Origin of the sequence: Cytobacillus sp. FSL R7-0680, from assembly GCF_038009245.1 — a bacterium.
GTDB lineage: Bacteria > Bacillota > Bacilli > Bacillales > Cytobacillaceae > Cytobacillus > Cytobacillus kochii.
Genome location: NZ_JBBPAO010000001.1, coordinates 3,136,259 through 3,158,028, shown reverse-complemented (window position 1 = coordinate 3,158,028; position 21,770 = coordinate 3,136,259). Strand labels below are relative to the sequence as shown.

At 39.0% G+C, this 21,770-nt stretch carries 18 protein-coding genes; 9 read left to right on the top strand and 9 right to left on the bottom strand.

Going from position 1 to position 21,770, the window contains the following annotated elements:
- Window positions 1-64 precede the first annotated feature (64 nt).
- Window positions 65-496, bottom strand: a complete 432-nt coding sequence (locus MKY26_RS15775) for a YwpF-like family protein (RefSeq protein ID WP_095371620.1) — start codon at window positions 494-496, stop codon at window positions 65-67.
- A gap of 180 nt (window positions 497-676) precedes the next feature.
- Here MKY26_RS15775 and MKY26_RS15770 point away from each other — a divergent pair, with 180 nt between their 5' ends.
- The 4 genes from MKY26_RS15770 (at window position 677) to MKY26_RS15755 (ending at window position 7,494) form a co-directional block, all read left to right on the top strand.
- Window positions 677-1,147, top strand: a complete 471-nt coding sequence (locus tag MKY26_RS15770) for a DUF7878 domain-containing protein (RefSeq protein ID WP_341098115.1) — start codon at window positions 677-679, stop codon at window positions 1,145-1,147.
- 181 nt (window positions 1,148-1,328) lie between these two features.
- Window positions 1,329-1,742: a single-stranded DNA-binding protein gene (locus tag MKY26_RS15765; RefSeq protein ID WP_095371622.1), complete on the top strand. Its 414-nt coding sequence runs from the start codon at window positions 1,329-1,331 to the stop codon at window positions 1,740-1,742.
- Window positions 1,743-2,403: 661 nt separating this feature from the next.
- A complete protein-coding gene (locus tag MKY26_RS15760) occupies window positions 2,404-6,333 on the top strand; it encodes a S8 family serine peptidase (RefSeq protein WP_341098113.1) in 3,930 nt (1,309 codons plus the stop codon).
- 915 nt (window positions 6,334-7,248) lie between these two features.
- Window positions 7,249-7,494 (top strand): hypothetical protein, encoded by a 246-nt coding sequence (locus tag MKY26_RS15755; RefSeq protein ID WP_095371625.1) that lies wholly within the window; start codon window positions 7,249-7,251, stop codon window positions 7,492-7,494.
- Between the two features lie 40 nt (window positions 7,495-7,534).
- On the opposite strand, the gene MKY26_RS15750 is transcribed toward MKY26_RS15755, so the two are convergent.
- A complete protein-coding gene (locus tag MKY26_RS15750; RefSeq protein WP_341098109.1) occupies window positions 7,535-10,363 on the bottom strand; it encodes a DEAD/DEAH box helicase in 2,829 nt (942 codons plus the stop codon).
- Complete coding sequence (locus MKY26_RS15745) at window positions 10,356-11,987, bottom strand: SWIM zinc finger family protein (RefSeq protein WP_341098106.1); 1,632 nt, start codon at window positions 11,985-11,987, stop codon at window positions 10,356-10,358. Before MKY26_RS15745 ends, MKY26_RS15750 begins: the two co-directional genes overlap by 8 nt.
- Before the next feature lie 315 nt (window positions 11,988-12,302).
- On the opposite strand from MKY26_RS15745, the gene MKY26_RS15740 reads away from it, so the two are divergent.
- On the top strand, window positions 12,303-12,965 hold the full coding sequence (locus MKY26_RS15740) for a hypothetical protein (RefSeq protein ID WP_095371628.1): 663 nt from the start codon (window positions 12,303-12,305) through the stop codon (window positions 12,963-12,965).
- 14 nt (window positions 12,966-12,979) lie between these two features.
- A complete protein-coding gene (locus MKY26_RS15735) occupies window positions 12,980-14,254 on the top strand; it encodes an efflux RND transporter periplasmic adaptor subunit (RefSeq protein WP_341052451.1) in 1,275 nt (424 codons plus the stop codon).
- A 341-nt stretch (window positions 14,255-14,595) separates the two neighbouring features.
- On the opposite strand, the gene MKY26_RS15730 is transcribed toward MKY26_RS15735, so the two are convergent.
- A complete protein-coding gene (locus MKY26_RS15730) occupies window positions 14,596-15,423 on the bottom strand; it encodes a DUF817 domain-containing protein (RefSeq protein ID WP_341098105.1) in 828 nt (275 codons plus the stop codon).
- A gap of 346 nt (window positions 15,424-15,769) precedes the next feature.
- On the opposite strand from MKY26_RS15730, the gene MKY26_RS15725 reads away from it, so the two are divergent.
- The 3 genes from MKY26_RS15725 (at window position 15,770) to MKY26_RS15715 (ending at window position 16,842) form a co-directional block, all read left to right on the top strand.
- Window positions 15,770-15,916: a hypothetical protein gene (locus MKY26_RS15725; protein WP_341098103.1), complete on the top strand. Its 147-nt coding sequence runs from the start codon at window positions 15,770-15,772 to the stop codon at window positions 15,914-15,916.
- Between the two features lie 6 nt (window positions 15,917-15,922).
- Complete coding sequence (locus MKY26_RS15720) at window positions 15,923-16,135, top strand: hypothetical protein (RefSeq protein WP_341098102.1); 213 nt, start codon at window positions 15,923-15,925, stop codon at window positions 16,133-16,135.
- Between the two features lie 314 nt (window positions 16,136-16,449).
- Window positions 16,450-16,842, top strand: coding sequence for a hypothetical protein (locus MKY26_RS15715; RefSeq protein WP_341098101.1), 393 nt, complete (start codon window positions 16,450-16,452; stop codon window positions 16,840-16,842).
- A gap of 66 nt (window positions 16,843-16,908) precedes the next feature.
- Here MKY26_RS15715 and MKY26_RS15710 read toward each other — a convergent pair whose 3' ends face one another.
- From MKY26_RS15710 to MKY26_RS15690, 5 genes are read right to left on the bottom strand one after another with little or no spacing between them, the layout of a single operon-like run.
- A complete protein-coding gene (locus MKY26_RS15710) occupies window positions 16,909-17,952 on the bottom strand; it encodes an amidohydrolase family protein (RefSeq protein ID WP_341098100.1) in 1,044 nt (347 codons plus the stop codon).
- 36 nt (window positions 17,953-17,988) lie between these two features.
- Complete coding sequence (locus MKY26_RS15705; RefSeq protein ID WP_340976786.1) at window positions 17,989-18,999, bottom strand: VOC family protein; 1,011 nt, start codon at window positions 18,997-18,999, stop codon at window positions 17,989-17,991.
- Between the two features lie 28 nt (window positions 19,000-19,027).
- The gene (locus tag MKY26_RS15700) at window positions 19,028-19,516 is read right to left on the bottom strand and encodes an aromatic-ring-hydroxylating dioxygenase subunit beta (RefSeq protein WP_341098099.1); all 489 of its coding nucleotides are present in this window, start codon (window positions 19,514-19,516) and stop codon (window positions 19,028-19,030) included.
- A complete protein-coding gene (locus MKY26_RS15695; RefSeq protein ID WP_341098098.1) occupies window positions 19,516-20,793 on the bottom strand; it encodes an aromatic ring-hydroxylating oxygenase subunit alpha in 1,278 nt (425 codons plus the stop codon). The genes MKY26_RS15700 and MKY26_RS15695 overlap by 1 nt, the downstream gene beginning before the upstream one ends.
- Window positions 20,794-20,817: 24 nt before the next feature.
- Window positions 20,818-21,597, bottom strand: coding sequence for an SDR family NAD(P)-dependent oxidoreductase (locus MKY26_RS15690; protein WP_340976779.1), 780 nt, complete (start codon window positions 21,595-21,597; stop codon window positions 20,818-20,820).
- Between the last annotated feature and the right edge of the window lie 173 nt (window positions 21,598-21,770).

The window sequence follows — 21,770 nt, the reverse complement described above, 5'->3', positions numbered from 1 at the left end:
ACGAGTATGAACATCTCGAAAAATCGGGTGGAGATCCTCGGAGAAAGCATATATTAGCTTTTCCTTATTTTTTATTACTCGTCAATCTTTGTGCTCTTTTCATTTGGCCTTTAAATTCAGCAAGAAGTTTTTCGCCACTTAACCCTTTAGAAACGAGGTCACTAAGTAATATCTCTGCGAATTCATTTCTTTTATGACGAATGCTCCCTAAGAAAAGGACACTCATATGTTCTTCAAATTCATTAATGGATGCAATTTTAGTAATGAAATGTGCTGGATCATTATCTTTTTTCGTAATTACTACTTGTAGCGGTACATCGATTTCTTTTTTGCGGAGATTGGAAAAGAAGGAAAGGTGCTTTTTATCAATAAAGGCCTCGAGTAGCCACCGACTATTCTCATCCTCTTTATTAATAATGAGTCCGTCCTCCAATTCGACATCTACTAACTCATCCTCATCCCAAACCTGCATGGAAACTAGCTTAAATGTCTTCATGCGACCCCTCCCTTTCTCAAAAGTTAACTGAGTTGTCTAAATTATATCATAGAAGATATACAAAACGAAAATATCTTACAAAAGGTAAGTTATAGTTTATTTACCCCTTTTTAGGTCCCCTTTACACATATAAAAAGAAATAGGATATGCTTAAGGAAAACAGTTTGAAGGAGATAAATATTGGAAAAATATCGGACCAATACCTTACATTTTACATACCATTTCACATGCTCTCCCAATGAAATAACAGCAAGCGATAAACGTGACACTGCAAAAATTCTGCCGATAGATATTTTTTTTACAATAAAGATTAACAATCAATTATATTTCCAAGCAGATTTACCTGCCTTTGAATTTTATAAAGCATTGGCGAAATGGCAAAAAAAATGGTTGAAAAATCAACAAGCGGCATTTTATTATTTTTCAATTGAGTATGATGAAGGAGCTATTTTGGAAATGATTCCTTTTCATCAGTTAGCACGATTGAACACTAGCTGGCCAGAAGCTGAGGTTTATAATGTTTTTGCCCACCAATATCTTGTAAACGAGCTAAGCTTACTAGAAGGAAATTTAAAAAACGATATAGAACGTTATTTTGATATTAAAATCAGTTCATTTATGCCTCATATTCCTTATAGAGAAGAATGTTGAAATTTGTCGAAATTTATCTTACCTTTATTGCAAAAGTTAATTTTTTGCCATATTTTTATGGGAAAATTTAAATTCTGACCGTCTATCCGCAGTTTTGAAAGCCTATCGTAAATGAAAATTATTTTTCCGTTTTTTTACAAGTTATACAAGCTATATTAACCTAGTGTCAGAAAGGAGGAGGATGATGAATCAAGTTGGTATTGTTGGAAGGTTAACGAAAGAGCCGGATTTAAGACTTGTATCAGATGGAAGGTCGGTGGCAAATATAACGGTTGCGGTCAATCGTCAATTTCGCAATCAAAATGGAGAGATAGAAACTGATTTTATTCAATGTACACTTTGGCATAAATCTGCGGAAAATCTCGTTCAGTATTGTACGAAAGGGTCACTTATAAGTGTTGTTGGCAGATTACAATCAAGATCATATGAAAAGGATGGAAAAAGGAAGTATGTGATGGAAGTGATTGTCGAGCAAGTACGTTTCCTCGATAATCGAAAGAAAGAAAAACAACAAAGGGAGGAGATGAATCCAGATGACTCAAGAACAAAAAGTGATGGAAACACTCATAGAGAGTCTTATCAAAATGCTTGGTAATGCAAACTATCGAATGAGTGAGATGGAGAGTAGACTGGCACAATTAGAATGTATATTGAAAGAATCGTATGATAGAGGAAGAAAAAGAGCTTAAAGGAACCTCAATTTACTTTTATCCCCTTATTACCTTCTATTAGAAAGAATCAATGAACATCCTCATAATATCCCCAACTTGAAGCAGTGCCTATCGCACTGTTTTTTTCTTGTAAGTATTAGGACGTATAGGATATTTAAAAGTAAATTTTGAAGTCAACAAAATAAGGAAGCAAGTGGAGAATGGAGAAACCCCACACTCAAATAGGAAGGCTAAAAGCATTGTAGCAAAAGGGTGCAATAACAGACTTAGCAGAATAGGACCATGACAATATATCATTTTTCGTTTCCTTTACCATTTTATGCTGAAAACAAGTGCGCTTGTTATAGTTACATTTCTCCACTATACCATTTATGATTTCCCGTTTGTTTTTATTTTGAGAGAGGAAAAAGTGGGTATATGTGAATGGTTCATTAATAAAAAATATTTCGAATTATAAAATAATTATATTTTACTAGGCAAATTAGCATAAATTGGTACTTTAGTACTCTAAAACTAAATTTTTCCTTATGTTAATTTAATAGAGAAACGAAAAATTCTGAATTTTATTTACAGAGGGGGAGTTGAATGTTGAAAAAAAGCAGGATTCTTGTCGTATTAATGGCCTTTTTACTTATTTTCTCTGGGTCAGTGTCAGCAGCAGTACCTGAGAAGAAGGTAGAAAATACTAAAGGGAAAGAAAATCAGCTCAATCTACAAAAAATAGAAAAAACGGATGCCGAGGAACAATATAAGAAGTCTGATATTGTTCGTGTAATTGTCGAAATGGATAGTGAGCCGACCATTGCATACGCACAGAAAACAAAAAAAACATTTAAAGAACTACCCGCAGCAACGAAAAAGAAACTGACAAACGAGAAACTAGCAGAACAAAAAGCGGTGAAGCAAAAAGTTAAAGACAACAAAGTGAAGCTCGTCGAACATGAAAGTTTCACAACAGTTGTGAATGGATTTAGTGCAGATGTAATGTATGGGGATATTGAGAAAATTAAAGAAGTAAAAAATGTATCCTCTGTTGAAATAGTGAATGAATATGAACGCCCAGAGGAAAAACCTGACATGGTTTACAGTAAAGAATTGGTACAAGCTCAAGAGGCTTGGAGAGAATATGGCTACAAAGGCAACGGTATGGTTGTCGGGGTTATTGATACAGGTATTGATCCAGATCATCAAGATATGATTTTATCAGATGAGACGGAAGTCGATTTAACAGAATCTAAGGTTAATAGAATAAAAGCAGATAACGAGCTACCGGGAAGCTATTATACTGAAAAAGTACCATATGCTTACAATTATATGGATGAAGACGAAGTAATCGGTGATGTGGCTGAAGGAGCAAGTATGCATGGTATGCACGTATCAGGGACAGTAGGCGCAAATGGAGATGAAGAAGATGGTGGAATTAAAGGTATTGCACCGGAAGCGCAAATTCTCGGTTTGAAAGTATTTGGTAACGATCCTGAATTCGGTTCTACATATGGAGATATCTATGTAAAAGCCATTGATGATGCGATTATTTTAGGAGCGGACGTATTAAATATGAGTCTTGGGTCAACAGCAGGATTTGTCTCGCCAGAATCTGCCGAATATAAAGCGATTGAGCGAGCAGTTGATAATGGCGTCCTTATGTCTATTTCAGCTGGTAACTCTGCTCATTTTGGTAATGGCTTTGCCAACCCAACGCCAGAAAATCCGGACTTTGGTGTAGTTGGTTCGCCAGGAGTATACACAGATTCATTACAAGTGGCATCTTCTGAGAATTCATTTATGGATCTCGATGCCATTAAGGTGAATATAAATGGCGAAGAGGTGGATGCTCCATTTCTTTCAGCTGGTGACAAGCACCCTAACGATGTCGACACAAAAACGTTCGATGTTGCAGATGGAGGACTTGGCTACCCTGATCAATTAACAGAAGTTGCAGGGAAATATGCAATGATTCAACGTGGAGAATTGTCATTCGTTGATAAGGCGATAAATGCACAAGCGGCAGGTGCTGTTGGCGTAATTATCTATAATAATACAGATGGTTTCGTCAATATGCAGTCAGATCCAGCTATTACAATTCCACAATTATTTATGCCAAAAGTGAATGGTGATCCAATTGTTGAAGCGCTTCGTGCTGGAGAAGAAGTAACATTTACTTTTACTGGTGAAAAAACAACAGCACCAAACCCTGAAGCAGGCAAGATGAGTGCCTTCACTTCATGGGGTGTGACACCGAACTTAGACTTTAAGCCTGAAATTACGGCGCCTGGTGGGCAAATTTACTCGACATTAGAAAATGGCCAATACGGCATGATGAGTGGTACATCCATGGCAGCTCCACATGTGTCTGGTGGTGCAGCACTCGTTCTACAAAGAGTAGATGCTGACTTTGATTTAACTGGTTATGATCGTGTATATACAGCGAAAAATATTATGATGAACACATCTCAACCAATCGATGATCAAGGCCTTGTTAATGAGTCACTTGAGTGGGATGTTCCTTATTCACCTCGTAGACAAGGATCGGGCATCATGCAATTGCACTCAGCTCTTTCTACACCAGTCGTTGTAACAGAGGTAGAAACGGATGAGGCAAAGGTGGCCTTAAAAGAAGTTGGGGATACTTTTGAGTTCACATTGCAAGCAGAAAACTTTAGTGATGAAGACGTCACTTATGACGCAGCTGCGAATATCCAAACAGATTTTGCTGCATATGGAGAATTAGGCTGGAATCCAAATGAACTTGAAGCACAAGAATTATTGAATGTTGAGGTCACTGTTGATGGTCAAGAATCGGCTGAAATTACTGTTCCTGCAGGAGAAACAGTTACGTTTACCGTTCAAGCCGATGTAAGTGATGCACAAGTAGTTGAACCGAGCCAAACGGGTAATTGGACAACACCAGTTGATGTTGATGAAGTATTTCCGAACGGTTATTTTGTGGAGGGGTATGTGACATTAACTGATTCAGCAGATACTCACCCAGAACTTTCTGTACCATATGTAGGATTCAAAGGTGAATGGGATCAATCCCCGATATTAGATGGATTAAAGTATGATGAATCATCCTTCTATGGTATGGGTGGTGCTGTTTATGAATCTGGCGACAGTTACTATTATCTTGGTTATGACCCGATAGCTGATGCATATAAAGCGGATAAAGTAGCAATTTCTCCAAACGGAGATGGTGTACAAGATGCCATCATTCCTGCTCTATCATTCTTGAGAAATGCCCATCAAGTGGTATTTAATGTATTAGATGAAGATGGTAAGCAATTGCGCAAGTTGAGAACAGACAATGATCTGAGAAAAGACTATTATGACGCTGGTCAAGGTAGTTATTACAAAATTAACTCAGCATGGAAATGGGATGGGAAAGTAAAAAATAAACTTGCTGCAGATGGTAAGTATTATTTTGAAATTAAATCTGTCATTGACTTCCCTGATGCCGAATGGCAGTCAGTAAAAATTCCGGTTATCATTGATACAAAGGCACCGGAATTGGCTTTCAAAGTGACTGAAGGTAATAAAAAGTTAACGATTAATGCATCAGATCATGAAAAAGGTTCTGGCGTATCTTATCTTGATATTTTAGTAGATGGTGAGTCTGTATTAGAAACACCGCTTGCAGGGGATACAGAGGAATATACATTCTCAGAACCATTAGAGGTTGGTTCGACTGTAACTGTACAAGCATTTGACTATGCGGGCAATGTAACAACGAAGGAGCTAGAAGTGAAACCTGCCGATCAAAAGGCACCAACCGTTCGTTTAACGACTCCCGAAGCTTTAAGCACAGTGAATACAAATGATATTCAATTTACTGGTACCATTACTGATGAATCTGAGATTAGTGAATTTACTATTGCAGGTGAGGAAGTAGAACTGACTTATGATCAAGAGAAGAAACAATATACTTTTGATACAATTCTTCATTCTGAAGACGGTGCACCTTCCTTTGCCATTAAGGCAGTCGATGCAGCAGGGAATGTGGCCCAGTTCAAACGAACAATTTTAGTAGATGCAACCGCACCAGAGGTTGAGGTACTTGGATTACCTGAAAGTGAATATATTGAACATGATGCTGAAAATCCAGTTGTGGATGTAAGAGTAGCCGATAATTTTGATCAAATTCGTCTTTATTTAGATGGCGATGAGGTTTATTTCAAAGAATTCCAAGAACCTTATGAAATGAGAAGCTTTGAACATGTTGTGGCAGATATTGAGCTTGAATTACAAGACGGAGCAAATGAATTTACGTTCGAGGCAATTGACATTGCAGGCAACAAAACGGTACAAACAGTGGAATTATACAAATTAGGTGAAGGAGAAGAAGCACCTAATGGAGACGGACCAAACAACCAATTCCCGATTTCTCCAGAAAAGCCTGGAAATGTTGTGAAACCAACACTACCAGGTAGCGGAGGTGGCATTAAAGCACCGAATCCACTACCAACAAATCCAATTGCACCAGGAAAACCTGTGATTGGTGGTAAAATAGGGTTCTAAATAAGCGTAAGAGTCTAGCAGATTGCTAGGCTCTTATTTATTACGTATAGAAAAGACTAGAAATGGGTGAGGGGGGCAATACAGTAGTTAAATGAAAATAAGGGCCAGTGGTATTAGCAAGTCTCTTAGAAGGGAAACTAGAGCTGAGCGCGTAGCAAATAGGAGTTGTGAGTCATTCAGAAGAAAACCAAGAGCTGAGCGCCTTGCAAATAGTGTTTGTGAGTCATTCAGAAGGAAACCAAGAGCTGAGCGCGTAGCAAATAGTGTTTGTGAGTCATTCAGAAGAAAACCCAGAGCTGAGCGCCTTGCAAATAGAGTTTGAGAGTCATTCAGAAGGAAACCAAGAGCTGAGCGCGTAGCAAATAGGATTTGAGAGTCACTCAGAAGAAAACCCAGAGCTGAGCGCGTAGCAAATAGAGTTTGAGAGTCACTCAGAAGAAAACCAAGAGCTGAGAGCGTAGCAAATAGAGTTTGAGAGTCATTCAGAAGGAAACCCAGAGCTGAGCGCCTTGCAAATAGAGTTTGAGAGTCACTCAGAAGAAAACCAAGAGCTGAGCGCGTAGCAAATAGGATTTGAGAGTCACTCAGAAGAAAACCCAGAGCTGAGCGCCCTGCAAATAGAGTTTGTGAGTCATTCAGAAGAAAACCCAGAGCTGAGCGCCCTGCAAATAGAGTTTGTGAGTCATTCAGAAGAAAACCCAGAGCAGAGCGCCACGCAAATAGGTTAAGCAAGTCACTCAGAAGCAATAACAAAAATGAGAGCGTAACACAACCCATACAGACATGCCATCACATTTGCGAACTGCCATCCGAACTGCCATCTAATTAAAAAAGTAAAAACAACCATTTTCCAAAAGGATATTCAGCAAACTTTGTCGAAATGGTCATAAATACCTATAGAGAGGAGGTGAAGTTATGAATGAACCTCTTGTCTACCAAAGAAAAGAAGTTCTATGTCCGATTAGTTTTTACGATGCCCTCCAATTAATCTCAAATCCAACTTCTAAAGATTTCCACCGTGTTTCCTTCCAACAACGCACACCCATCCAAAGAACTACTCCCATCAATGATCCGTTATTGAAGCAAACGCTATTTATGTGTAACGAAGCGGTTATCTTCTTAAGTAATCATAAGAAAGATAGGCAGGAATTAAAGGTTTAAAAAGAAGAAGCTGCCCGAATAAGGCAGCTTTTTCAACACACTATGACAGCAAGATCAAATCGCGTAACTCATCCGTAGATAATTCTGTTAGCCAGGCTTCGCTTTGAATAATTTGTTCATTAAGTGATTGCTTCTGATCAAGCATGCGGTCAATTTTTTCTTCTAATGTTCCTGTGCATATTAACTTATGGACATGGACAAATCGTTTCTGCCCAATTCGATAAGCGCGGTCAGTCGCTTGATTTTCAACAGCAGGATTCCACCAGCGGTCATAATGAATGACGTGGTTTGCAGCGGTAAGGTTTAGCCCCGTTCCACCAGCTTTTAATGATAAAAGAAAGACCGGGAACTCCTTGTTTTGGAAACGTTCAATCATGATATCACGATTCCCTTTAGGCACACTGCCATTTAAAAAAGGGACTTCAAAGCCATATTTCTTCTCAAGCAGTTGCTGAATCATATGACCCATCTCGATGTATTGCGTAAACACTAAGCAGCTTTCTCCTTGCTCGTGGACAGCAGCAATTAATTCATCAAGTTTCTCTAATTTTGAAGAGCGGGAAATTAATGCATGATTTTCGACTTTTTCCTTTAAATAGAGAGCTGGGTGATTACATAATTGCTTTAGGCGACTAAGTAACTGTAAGATAAGACCCTTTCTTTCAAAACCAGTTAGCTTTTCAATCTGCGCAAATGTATCTTGCACCAATTGCTCATAAAGAGCAGCCTGTTCTGAAGTGAGTGGACAATATTCCTTCTGTTCGAGCTTGTCGGGCAGATTTAACGCCACTTCTTCATCTTTCTTCGTTCTGCGTAAAAGGAAGGGACGAATATATGCTTGCAGTTGTTTAACTTTTTCCTCATCCTGGTCTTTTTCAATCGGAAGAACAAAGCGTTTATGAAAAGCACCTAGACTACCAAGGTAACCATGGTTGGTAAAGTCAAAAATGGACCAAAGCTCAGAGAGACGGTTCTCCATGGGTGTTCCTGTCAAGGCGATATGATGCGTTCCCTGTAATTGCCTGACGGCTTGCGATTGCTTTGTTTGTGCATTTTTAATATTCTGTGCCTCATCAATACTTACAGAACTCCATTCGATTTCCTTTAGGCTATCAATATCTAAGTGAGTTAGCCCATACGAAGTAAGCACAACATCTGCTTCCTTCACTGCTTTTTCTAATACTTTTCCTTTGGCACGATAAGAACCGTAATGAAGATAAACATTTAAATCAGGGGCAAACTTTTCAAATTCCTTTTGCCAATTTCCTAAAACAGAAGTAGGACAGACAATTAGGGCAGGTTGTGTATGGTTCCCGTCCTCTTGCTCTTTTACTGCCAGTATATATGAAATCAGTTGGATCGTTTTTCCAAGTCCCATATCATCAGCAAGGATGGCACCAAATTTAAACGAACGTAAAAATAATAACCAGCTCATGCCGAGTTTTTGATAGGGCCGTAAGTCACCTGCCAATCCAGCTGGAATAGGCTCAATGGGGATATCATGAATATTCCGTAGTTGATTAACCATCTTCCTCCATTGACGATTTAATTCTATTTGTACTTTTGCGAATGCCCGCTGGCTTTGTGCTTGATCTTCATCATTTTCCCCACCGAGCAATTCTTGTTCGATTAAATCCCGGACATGAAGTCCTTCTTGCTCGGCTTTCTTCATTAAACTTTGAATATGCTTTACAAAATGGGGATCAAGCTTAATCCATCGGCCGCGAATATATACAAGGCGACGTTTCTCTTCAACCATTTGCCGAAATTCTTCTTCAGATAGTTCGACACCATTCATCGAGAAGCGCCAATCATAATCAAGCATAGCCTGCAATCCAACAAAGGATGGCCTGTGACTGCTTGATGCTTTAACCTTTGCCTTTACATTCATGCTTGCCTTTTTCATTGCTTGCCACCAAGAAGGAAGAAGGATTTCAACGTCAAGAGCAAGTAAGGTCTCACTCGCTTCAGTTAAGAATAACCATGCTTCTTCTTCTGTAAGTTGAGTGGTCAATTGTTGTTTCTTTCCTTCTAACCATGGAAACATCTCGAGAATACGAATCATTTCCTTGTCTACTTCCCTCTCGTAATCGAGCCAACCAGGAGGATAATTACCTTCATCTTTGTAATCAACAAAGAGATCTGGATTTTCTCTTCCTCTTAAAAATACGGAAAGGGACCATGTGAGGTCATCTTCTGCTGGCTCCTCAAGTTTAATCCCGAGTGAAAATGGTGTAGGAATTTCTTTTATCCCTATCCATTCCTGCCACTTTTCTTCATCAAAATACGCAGCTAATGCTCGTGCAGAGAGATATTCGTTGCGTAAAGCAAGTAGCTTCTCTCCGAACGCCGCTTTCGCCTGCTTGTTTTTTTGTAAATAATGGTCAAGGGCATGATGGAAGAGTTGCTGAATCATCGGTTTGATTGGTTCATCTAACAATGACTGTTCCCAAAAATCAGGGTGAAATTCATTAATGACATCAGCTGGCAATGCCCAGCGAAAGTGGTCACTTTCCCAAGCGTCAAAATCGGGCATCCATTGACGCTCATCGATGCAATCTTTGAGGATTGGAGCAGCAGCTAGTAGAATCTCAGCTGTTTCATCCCATTTCCAATGAATAAAACGATTAAACTGCTCGTTGGAAAATAATGTAACAATCTCCCAACTATCTAAAAGAAAACCACTGATACCATCGATAGTTTTTTCATTAATCATCGTGCCAAAGAAGCTTTCGCTATGAGAGTAAAAAAGCATGGGCTTCCAGTCAACAGGAGGTATCGTTCTTTCCTTATCATCTTTAGCAAAAATGAAAAAGGCATCTACTTTAATCATATTTATTTGTATGGAGATCATCCTCGTTTTAAGCATGAATTAGTTTCCCTCTTTTACATTCTTCCTGAAAAGCACGTAGTCGTTTTGTGCTTTCTAACAGCTCCTCTAGGAATTGTTCCCATTCACTAGCCAATGATAATTTTTCATAAAGTGAACGAAGTTTTTGCATTTTCTTCACTGCTTGACGGTATTGCTCACGACTTTTTAAATGGATATCGTGTTGGATTGCTTGATGGTATAAGGGAAGTAGCAATGTGGGCTCTGCTTTTTCAAGACGCTCTAGCCGCTCTTGTGAAATGTCAGTGAGTCGGATGCTGAGCAGTGCTTGGAGATCAACCCATTTCTCCCATTGTTCATATTCATATAAGAAATCATCGTAATAATAAAAGCTATAAGGTAATGTTTCAGTTAAAACTTTTTCGTATAAGTCATTCCGTTTTGTTTGTTGGCAATAAGGTGTAATGACCTCTAAAACCATTTTTACGAGGTCTGAGCATTTATGAAAGTCATCTTCTTCCTCTAAGTATTTAATTGCATAAGGAAGGAGTGTTTCGATATATTGTTCTGCACGTTTCCATTCTTTTTGAGCATTTAGTTGATATATCCAATAAAAGAAATAAGGTGTATAATCATAATCGCCCTCATCGATCAATTGAAACACTTTTTGATCTTCATGTAGTAAAAAATGTAAATGGGCCATGCCGATAGTACATGATAGCGAGGCATCAGTTTCATATAGTGTACGTAGTTTCTCTAACTCTTTTTCACGCCAACTCTTTTGTTTGAAAAATTGTGTCCAAAGTCTACGGTATAGTTGAATTCTTTCAAATTGAACTATCTCAGAACGGTGGTCTATTAAGGCTGTTGCTTCATTTCTTAACCGTTCGATAAATGGATCAAAGGCAAATGGGACCGTTTGCTGGGAAAGTCTTTCCATCATGACAGAGGACTCTTCCATTAAGTCTTGAAAAAGGTGGAGATAATGGCGTTCTATCTCCTTTTCACTATGTTTACATTCAGTGGCAAATTGTTCGAGTAGCATAAATGTATGCATGCTACCAATTAATTGGTATAGCAATTTCCATTCTTTTTTTATAGGGGCATAGGCATTTATTTTTCGTAAATAAATATAAAATAAATCAGAAACGACGTATGGCTTTGGATATTGTCCAGATTGATACATGATTTGCTGGAAATTCTCTGTAAAGGTACGAATCCAATTATCATAATCAGGTTGTTTTGTTGGGTTCGTTTGCATAAGGTCACGTGCGCGCTTCAAGCCAAGGTCTGCTAAGGTCTTCCGTTCCTTAATGGGGGCACGCCAACTCTCTATCCAATTAGAAACACTGTTATTTTTCGCTAACAGATAAAAGAATACCGCCATCATATGTCTACAAGTATCTTCCGCAGGACAAGAACAACGACTTATATGATAATCTTCTATATTAAGGGACACTTGGACTCGGTTTACATCTAATACAGCTGCTGTGATGGAGTGTGACTCATAGCGAATCTGCTTCACGAGCCCTTGACGGTATAGAATTAACCCTTTTTGCACAAGTGCTTGATCAGTAGCTGCGTGTGCGTCTAGCTCTTCCTTCACTTTGCGTGCCATATCCTCTAACGGCTCTAAAAAACGCTCAGGAATCCCATTATCCATAGCCTTCACTCCATTCACATCAATTATTGTACCTTTTTAGCATTCCTCCATTATACCATTTTCTAGGCAAAGGTTGAAGCCGCCCGCAGGATTATGGAAAGAACGGCTTTCGTAAAAATATACTCTTTAATCAAACGAAAATATCCATTTCTTAATCGGTCTATTTATGTAAAAAGAACGATAGATGACGAATCGTGTCGAACCTTGACATAAAAGGGTTTTTCGTGCCTTAATGGTACCTTTAAACTATTCAAATATATGATTTTTCAGTTACAATATAAATAGACTAGAAATTTTTGGCTTGGGGGACATAGTATGAGTGAACGAGTACCTCTTTTCCGTGGATTGAAACAGCCGCAATTTGTCGCTTATCAATTGGGAAAAGAGGAGGAAGTTGTCGGTTTATGGAAACCGGTTGTTTGGCTTACTTTAGCGAGTATCATTATTGCAGGCATTTCAGCTTTTTTCGGTATAGGTAGTGAGTATGTTTCAAGATCATTGCCGGATTTAACGAGGAGTGGATATGAAGCCTATCAAACTTTTTTTGCTGTGGGACAGGTAACATGGGGACTCATCTGGATATTATTAGCTATCTTTATTCCTTCACTCTTTTTTTGGACTATATTAGAAGTAGATTATCGTAAATTATTATTTGTACAACTGATTATTACGATGATATTTTTAATAGAAAAATTAGTTTTCATTCCAGTACATTTGTTTTTAGGAATCAGTGCTGAATCGAATATATTTTCACTAGGAATTATCGCCCAAACGTTTACTTCGATTGAGCTCATTATATTCTTTCTAGCCAATATTACGTTATTCAAAGTATGGGCTATCATTCTTACATATAAGTATTATCGCCACTTATCTGAGCGATCCCCACGTTTTATTATTTGGACTTTAATAGGTTTTTATTTATTTGTTGCAGTTATATCATCCTTACTTTCATACATTAAATTCGAAAATATTATTTAAGAAGGGGTTCTCTCATGAAGCTGAAATGGAAGCTTTTGATAGCAGCAGTGATTACGTTATTCATTGCTTTGAATATCACACTTATATTTACAAGTGAAAAAGAGATTAACCGCGTAAACTATATTTCAAAATGGACCGTTGCCAACGAACAGGATTTAATAGAAACGCTACCTGTTGCTGGTATGTTTATGCCAAAAGAAGAGCAGTTTTTCTACCACGATCAAGATAAAGGGAGTTTTCAGGGCTTTCTTGTGGAAAAAGGTCAGGCAGTAGAACCAGGAACAGCCGTACTTGAATATTCCCCACAAAATATTAATGCAACAAAGAGTGCTTTTCAAATGGAAATCGATCGTCTCAATCAGGAAGTGGCGAGTTTAGATCAGCATATTTCTCAGATGGAACAGTTACTTGCCACATCAAACACAATGCCAGCTTCGTCAACAGGTACGAGTCAGCAATTGCAGACCCCAAATGATGATTCAATTATTGTACAGGTAGAGCCCTTTGATAGCACAGCGTATATACAACAATCGATCGCTCGCGATATAGAGAATAAAGAATTGGATAAAAGTAAGTTGGAAAGTGAAATCGAGAAATACGAAGAAATGCTAACCGCAGCTGATTCAAGCATGATAGAACTCACTGCAGAAAGCATGATTTCAGGAACGGTAAAGGAACTAAAGCATACGCTTGAAAATCCGATTCTCACAATCATCTCTAACGAGCAAAAAATCGAAGGGGAATTAACAGAGGATGAAGTGCAACAAATCTTACCGGGCATGAAGGTCCTGATTACATATGAAAATAGTAATAAACAATTAGAAGGGACTATTGATACCGTTTCCGTATATCCAGAAGAAACACCAGAGATTGGCAAGGAGAATAGCTACTTGTATACGGTACAATTAACCGAGCCAGAAGATGGAACAAGCGTTTTTGGCCAGCATGTCAACGTAAAAATCGTTACCAATGAAGTACAGGGAGCAACGACTGTTCCCGTAAAAACGATTAAACACACAGATAAAAAACAAGTGAGCTATATCCTTGGTGCTGGAGGTTATGTCGAACGAAGACAGTTGGATACGGGGATGAAACTCGACCATACAGTAGAGGTACAAAAGGGAGTAGAAGCAGGGGAACTAATTGTACTCGACCGTCCACTCCTAATCAAATCTAACCACCCGTTCATTACACCACTCTCGCCAACCAAAAACACAAAGGCCAGCTACGGGGCTATGTCAGGTATGGAGATCTTTAAAACAATCTCTAAAGGATTTTTATCTAGATAAATTGGAGGCACGAGCAATTTTTTGTTCGTGCTTTTTCGTGGTACCAGCGGGTTCTAAAAAGGGAGGTTGGCAAAATAAAATAAGTCAAGAGGTAATGAAAGATAAAGCCAAGCGGGTAGACTGATCAAGGGGAATGGGAGTGAGCACATAATATGAGTCGAAATTAGCAGGAAGTATGAGTGAATAGGTAATACTCACACGAGCGGGTACAAAATGAGCAAGAAGTATGGCAAATTAGGAATGCCCACACAAGAGGGTACCAAATGAGCAGGAAGTGTGGGCAAACAGGGAATGCCCACACAAGTGGAAACAAAATGATTAAGACGTGTGAGCAAATATGTTTAGTTTTCTCCTAATCTGTTAGAGTGAAGTGATTCATAATCATCCACTTTTAATCGGATGGTAGGTTGCTTTTCCTTCACTCTTTTCAAAGTCGCGACAATCAGAAAACTCACGATAACAAGTAAGAGCCATGAACTTACTTTTCCTAAATGAACCAAACTCCATGCTTCTGTTTGGTTTGGATATTGCCACGCCCCAAAGTAGGTGGCAATATTTTCAGCAATCCAAATAAAGAAGCCGATGAGTACAAACGAGAGGGCCAGTGGCATATGGTAAAACTTGTGACCAACTTTATACGCTACCGCAGTCCTGAAGAATACAACTATTACAGCCGCGCCTAACCACCAACGTATATCAATCCAGAAATGATGAGTGAAAAAGTTTAAATAGATAGCTGTAGCGAGTGGCACTGACAATATAAAAGGTGGCCATTTGATCAATTTAACATCTAGTCTTCGCCAAGCCTGACATAAATAACTCGCCACACTTGCATACATAAAGCCACTATACAAGGGAACCCCGAAAACCTTCGAGTAAGCTTCCTCTGGATAAGCCCATGACCCCATATGTACTTTGAAGATCTCCAATGCCAACCCAATGATATGAAAAAGAGTGATGACTTTCAACTCATCTTTTGTTTCAAGTCCAGAGCGAATCATTAACCACTGAGTCACTATACAAATGAGCAGGAGCCAATCGTATCTTGGTAATAGAGGGAGGGGGATGATCTGCGTAATCGCCAATGATGCAAAAATAACAACTGGAAAAATACAAGATAACGCCTGTGACCAACCAAATCGTACGAGCTGTTGTATGGAAAAAAACATGAATGGATACCTCCGAATTTTGTTAATGTTACTTTAACAGGTTATTTATTGTTTTTCAATAAAAAAATAATGAAATAAGAAAAATAATTATTCTTTTGCTGCGTACTTAACTAGGTTCAACAGCGTATCTGATAATGGAAGATTCTACTGAATCACATCAAGAAAGACAAAATTTATTGAGCATGAATCCGACTTGCGCGCAAAACCAAAATACGCGCAAAAGTGAAAGGAAGTCTGAGAAGAATTGCGCGCAAAACCAAAATACGCGCAAGAGCGAAAGGAAGTCCGAGCAGAATTGCGCGCAAAGCTAGAATACGCGCAAAAGCGGAAGGAAGTCTGAGCAGAATTGCGCGCAAAGCTAGAATACGCGCAAGAGCGAAAGGAAGTCCGAGCAGAATTGCGCGCAAAGCTAGAATACGCGCAAAAGCGGAAGGAAGTCCGAGTAGAATTGCGCGCAAAACCAAAATACGCGCAAAAGCGGAAGGAAGTCTGAGCAGAATTGCGCGCAAAACCAAAATACGCGCAAAAGCGAAAGGAAGTCCGAGCAGAATTGCGCGCAAAGCCAAAATACACGCAGAAGCCGAAGGAAGCCCGAGCGCAATTGCGCGTAAATCCAAAATGTGCGCAAAAGCGAAAGGAAGTCCGAGCACAATTGCGTGGAAAGCCAAAATACGCGCAATACATCAATAGATACATTCGTTCTTTTGCATGAAAGCAGTAGATCACATTAGAAAAGGAAAGTTATCTGCCAAAACACCTAGCCTAAAGTAAGTACAGATTCACTGAGGTGAAGCGACCGACATGATAAAACTACTCACAATATCTTCATCCATTTAATTCAATCCATTCCCGCAAAAATAGGGGTTCTGTGCTCACAGAGATTTCATTAAAACGGTGTATCAAGTACACGGAACGATCAAATGTACCTTGCTCTGCATAATCAGTTATTGTAAAGTAAACTTAACATTTAATATGGATAAACAAATGCATGATTATCTAGATTGTTTTGAAAGGGAAGTGGGGAAGATGGTAGGTAAAGCGAAAGAAAATCGTTATCTGTACTTAAGTTTAGGTGTGTTACTAACTATTTTAGGTATTTATTTTTCTTATGAAGATTTTGCTCGAGGGGAGTTTGTTGATTCTGTCATGATCTTGGCATTGGGTGTGAGTCAACTTTTCTTTGCATATTTATCTCCTCATATTTTTCCTAGGGATGAACGAGCAAAAGTAATTATTGGTAAGGCAATGACTGCGAATTATTTTATTTTGTTTGTTGTTATTTTGATATTATTCTTAATTACTGGACAAGGGTCTTTAGGTATGTGGCAATTGAGCGCGAACCAAGTATTAATTATCCTTTTCAGTATAATGATTATTGCGATTCCTGGGACAATGGTTGTTTTTACGAGATTGATATGAACAACAAAGCACCCCACAGAGCTGTAGAAATACTTTGTTCTGTGGGGTGTTACCATGTAAACAAATTTATCTTTCTATCACTGATTCCTTAGTCGCTTTGTAGTCATTGATGTTCAAACCTAAAAATTTCATCGCATTCAATCCATGCATTTTTCTTCTATCTTCATCTTTGAGATTTACCACTTGATCAATCGTTTTCCCTGAGGGTGTTTCACGTAATAAAAAGGGATAATCAGAGCCTGCGATGATTTGATCAGCTCCAAGTCGCTCAATCATCAATGCTAAATTGTCTTTGTCATAAACTAGGGCGTCGTAATAAAGCTTCTGAATATAGGCACTCGGTGGTTTTGTTGTTTGCCGTATATGTGGCCATACTTGATATCCTTGGTCTAATCTCGGGATGAGATAAGGAAGCGAGCCACCCCCATGGGCAAAGCAGATTTTTAAATTCGGATAGCGGTCAAGCAGCCCACTCATAATAATACTGCCAGCAGCAAGTGCGGTTTCAGAAGGCATGCCAACCATATACATAAATTGCTGCTTTTGGAGGCGTTCTTTCCCTAAAGTATCCCAAGGATGAACAAATAAAGGTACACCTAGCTCATGGGCAGCGGAAAAAAAAGGCTCTAAGGTAGGGTCATCTAAATTCCGGCCATTCACATTACTGCCAATTTCAATGCCCTTAAGATTCAATTCCTGATGGAGTCGTTTCATTTCGTTAATAGCAAGGACTGTATCTTGAAGGGGGACAGTACCTAGCCCGACGAATTTTCTAGGGTGTTGATTGACAAGGGAAGCGATAAAATTGTTTTGGAACTGAGCAAGCTCAAGACCTTTTTTAGGGTCGGACCAATAACTGAAGGTGACAGGAATCGGAGAAAGTACTTGCAGATCAATGCCCTCTCGCTCCATATCTTCAATCCGCTTTTTGGGGTCCCATGCTTGGTCGGTAATTTCTCTAAAGTTCTTCCCGTTGACTAATATGTTTGCTCCACAACTGCAAGTTTTGCTCACAATCGGCCAGCGTTCATCCTCATATTTTTCCGCTAAGTTTAGGAAGTCTTCAGAAATAACATGTGTATGAAAGTCAACCTTGAATAGATTTTCCATTAGTTTGTGGCTCCTCTACTAATTGGTAACATTTTCTTATTTCCCAAGTTTTGTACCATAAGTAAAATACGTTTCAGGTGGTTTACTTCCCCACATTTCAAGTCCTAACTCACCGACCTCAGAGGTCCATTGAATCGGTTCCCAGTCAGGAGAGAAGATGAGCATTCCGCCAGTCCAGATTTCTACTCGGTGACCGGATGGTTCAAATACATAGATGAATTGTGCACCACTCGTCCCGTGTTTCCCAGGACCCCATTCAATTTTTAAACCGTTTTCTGCCATAATGTTTGCTGCACGAATGAGTTCATCGGGAGAGTCTAAATAATAGGCAAGATGATGAAATTTAGCTCCATCTTGGTTGGCATTCCTCATAAAAGCAACTTCATGAGCGATGTTCGTACGGCTTAACCATGATCCGAGGCGGACATCAGCTGCATTTTCAATATAATAACGGTGGTGAATACCTAAAAGCTCCGTCCACCATTCTTGTTCTTTCTTAACATCGTCTACCATGATATTCACATGATCGAATCTGCGTGGAGATACACCGTATGAACGATATTTACTTGGGTGACTAGGTAATTGCGATTGAATTTTTGGATCTTCTGTAACAAATAATTCTTTTTCCCAGTACAACTCAATCGGTACACCTGCTGGAGAATGAAAATGAAGGGCATCACCTAATGCTTTTTTTGCTCCTCCCTCAACCCATTGAAATGCGATACTCATTTCTTTTAATACTTTTTCAAAAAGGTAAAGCGATTCTTTGGCACTTACACGCCAGCCGACTCTGTTCACTTCTGATGTCTTTCCTTCATGTAGGATGAGAGTATGGTGATCATAATCTTGCCATGCCCTTAAATAGGCTCGTTCTTCAGTTTGTTCCGTTACAACTAACCCCATAATCTCAGTGAAGAACCATAGAGATTCTTCAAAGCGGTTTACAGTGATTTCAACATGGCCCAGATGAGCAACGGTTTTAAGATAAGCCTCTAACCTTTCTTGTGCTACGTCCTTATTAATTATTTCTTCGATTGTTTTTGCCATTTTACTTCCTCCTTGTATGAAACAAATTTTATAAAATAAGGCTGATTTTTCCTTGAGGTCTTAGACTGTCTAATTGGAGAACGACTTTTTTATGCTCGATCATAAAACCTTTTTTGCTTTCTTTTAAGACAAAACTTGCTGTGCCAAGAAAAATATCAAGAACTTCCCTTTTTGTACGGTAAGTTGTGAAGTTACAATCTGCATGAATTGTGTTGTTGTCGGCAATCTTTACGATAATATTGTGGTAGTTTCTTAAAGTAGTAGAATGTGGGTATTCAACATGTGCTTCTTTTTTTAGGAGTCTTTTCGCACGTTCTTCTAGTCTGGCGCGATCATCGTGTATATAGAATAAGGACGTTAATGGGTTTGCCTCCGGTTCCCCGATAGGAGGGATGATATAGGTACCGTTTTCTGCAAAGAGATTAGCCCATTCGACTAGCTTCCATTGATCAAGCAATTTCGCCTCATGATATAAAAAGTCAATCACTTCATGCTTCAAATCACTTTGCATAATCATTAAAAGGTAGCCTCCTTTTCCCTTAAGGCTGAAGAAATGATTTTGTTATATTGTCGCCAAAAACTTCTCATCTGCAATTCATCTGTTGCTAATGCATTGTCTTCGCCACGAACCATCCCTTTGGAAATATCGTTCCATTCTACTTCAAAGTTGTTTGTATACGCTTCCTGGCAAAGTTCTAATGCTTCATTATCGTCTGGTGTGGCAAAACCACCCGGGCCAAGAAATTCTAGGAAATTATTATTCCTCGCAAGGCGATGCGTATCTTTTTCTCCTACTGGGGCCAAAGAATAACCAGAGACTTCAAGATAACCAGGTGAGATAGGGTAAAAGGTTCTTGCGGTAATTGCCATAATGTCGTTAATCACAAGATTAGGAAAGATAATAATATTTCGGTTGTAGCTAGCGATTCGTTCTGCTCGTTCTTCACCGAACCGTTCAACTAATCGCTCTTTCATCTTCTCCATATCTTCCTTTAATTCTTTGCTCCAAATAGCCGTCCATTGTGCAACCGGTCTTCCCCAAGGAGCAACATATTCCATGACGGCGTGCCCATTGCCTAAATCTTTTCCTTTTCCCTCAAGTTTGACCTTTCGAATCTCAGGATCTTGTGCATGCTTAATATCGAAATAAGTCTTATGTGTAGGCATTCCATGATAAAGATCCACACTGTTTTCGGCTAATAACTTCCAGTTTGCTCTCACACTATATTGCTGGACACCACCCATTACTTCTAGACCGAACTCTGATTGATCGACGGCTAAATCGATATACTCCTTTGCACCAGCTAAATACTCATCTAATGACACCGCATTTAAATCAAAATTCACAAAGATAAAACCGCGATAGCTTTCAATACGTTGAACAGCTTTCATATCTTTCGACCCGCAATCATTGAAATCTTCAGGAAAACCATCTTTTCCAGGCATGCCATTCAACTTGCCATCATTTTTAAAGCTCCAAGCATGATAAAAACAGCGAAATACACGAGAATTTCCTTCATTCTCTCGGCAAACAAGGGCCCCTCGGTGTGGACAAGTGTTATATAAAGCCCGGATTTCCCCATCATGGCTATGGACCAATAGTAAATTCCGGCCACCAACTTTTTTTCTTTTATAATCACCCGGTTTCGCAACTTCTGTTTCATGTCCAATGAACAACCAACATTTATTAAAAATTTCTGCGCGTTCATGTGCGAGAATCTCTTTATCTGTGAAAACACTGCGATGTACTAGAAACTCATTTTTTTCTATATCATCTCTAACAATCTCTTTCATAGCCGTGACCTCCTTCTCGTTTATTTAGAGCATATTACTACCACCATTAACACTGATGACTTGACCAGTAACAAAGGAGGCACCTTTTGTGCCGAGATACCACACGGCATCAGCTACTTCCTCCTTGTAGGCAGCTCTTCCTTTAGGGATAATCTCAATATACTTATCTACCAATGCTGAATCCCTTTTACGGATACGATCTAATCCCTCACATTCAACTGCAGGAGGAGCAATGGTATTGACGGTAATATCATATAGGGCAAATTCTCTGGCAAGTCCAGTGGTTAAGGCATGAACGCCACCTTTTGCTGCATTGTAGGCGGCATGATCCCATAATCCATTTCTTACGGAATCGGCCCCAATATTAATAATTCTCCCGTACTTTTCATGCACCATATGAGGTAAAACTTTATAGCAACACCAGAGAGTGGTCCATAAGTTTCTATCGATTGTTGCTGTTAATGTTGTTGGCGTTTGCTCTAAAAATGGGAGAATGACACCACCCCCAGCATTATTGACAAGAATATCAATTTTTCCCCAGGTATCTATTGTGTAATGCACAAGTTCATCTACATTTGCCTCTTTACTTAAATCTCCTGTGAACGATCGTACCTCACTATTTGTTAACGCTTTCAATTCTTTTGCAGTTTGATCAGCATTATCATCTTCTGTCCCGCATATAAGAACTTTTGCTCCAGAAGATAAGAGTTTGTAAGCAATTTCTCTTCCTATCCCTCTAGCAGACCCTGTAACGATTGCTACATTGTCATGTAAGGTTTCGCTCAATCGTTTATCATCTGCCACCTGTATTCATCCCCCCATCCATTTTTACTATATCTTTAGTATAAATAGCGTTTTTCTGAGACTCCAATTGATTTTTTCTTACTTTTCTATGTATTTAAAAAATTAATTTTATATAATGCTAGTTTGTTGCATATAAAGGAACAAACGATTATTTATTTGTAAAAAATTAATAT

What these genes read in the sequence shown, in the direction of transcription:
- MKY26_RS15775 (WP_095371620.1), bottom strand. Translation starts at nt 496, where the DNA reads ATGAAGACATTTAAGCTAGTTTCCATGCAGGTTTGGGATGAGGATGAG.
- MKY26_RS15765 (WP_095371622.1), top strand. Translation starts at nt 1,329, where the DNA reads ATGATGAATCAAGTTGGTATTGTTGGAAGGTTAACGAAAGAGCCGGAT.
- MKY26_RS15760 (WP_341098113.1), top strand. Translation starts at nt 2,404, where the DNA reads ATGTTGAAAAAAAGCAGGATTCTTGTCGTATTAATGGCCTTTTTACTT.
- MKY26_RS15755 (WP_095371625.1), top strand. Translation starts at nt 7,249, where the DNA reads ATGAATGAACCTCTTGTCTACCAAAGAAAAGAAGTTCTATGTCCGATT.
- MKY26_RS15750 (WP_341098109.1), bottom strand. Translation starts at nt 10,363, where the DNA reads ATGCTTAAAACGAGGATGATCTCCATACAAATAAATATGATTAAAGTA.
- MKY26_RS15745 (WP_341098106.1), bottom strand. Translation starts at nt 11,987, where the DNA reads ATGGATAATGGGATTCCTGAGCGTTTTTTAGAGCCGTTAGAGGATATG.
- MKY26_RS15740 (WP_095371628.1), top strand. Translation starts at nt 12,303, where the DNA reads ATGAGTGAACGAGTACCTCTTTTCCGTGGATTGAAACAGCCGCAATTT.
- MKY26_RS15735 (WP_341052451.1), top strand. Translation starts at nt 12,980, where the DNA reads ATGAAGCTGAAATGGAAGCTTTTGATAGCAGCAGTGATTACGTTATTC.
- MKY26_RS15730 (WP_341098105.1), bottom strand. Translation starts at nt 15,423, where the DNA reads ATGTTTTTTTCCATACAACAGCTCGTACGATTTGGTTGGTCACAGGCG.
- MKY26_RS15715 (WP_341098101.1), top strand. Translation starts at nt 16,450, where the DNA reads ATGGTAGGTAAAGCGAAAGAAAATCGTTATCTGTACTTAAGTTTAGGT.
- MKY26_RS15710 (WP_341098100.1), bottom strand. Translation starts at nt 17,952, where the DNA reads ATGGAAAATCTATTCAAGGTTGACTTTCATACACATGTTATTTCTGAA.
- MKY26_RS15705 (WP_340976786.1), bottom strand. Translation starts at nt 18,999, where the DNA reads ATGGCAAAAACAATCGAAGAAATAATTAATAAGGACGTAGCACAAGAA.
- MKY26_RS15700 (WP_341098099.1), bottom strand. Translation starts at nt 19,516, where the DNA reads ATGATTATGCAAAGTGATTTGAAGCATGAAGTGATTGACTTTTTATAT.
- MKY26_RS15695 (WP_341098098.1), bottom strand. Translation starts at nt 20,793, where the DNA reads ATGAAAGAGATTGTTAGAGATGATATAGAAAAAAATGAGTTTCTAGTA.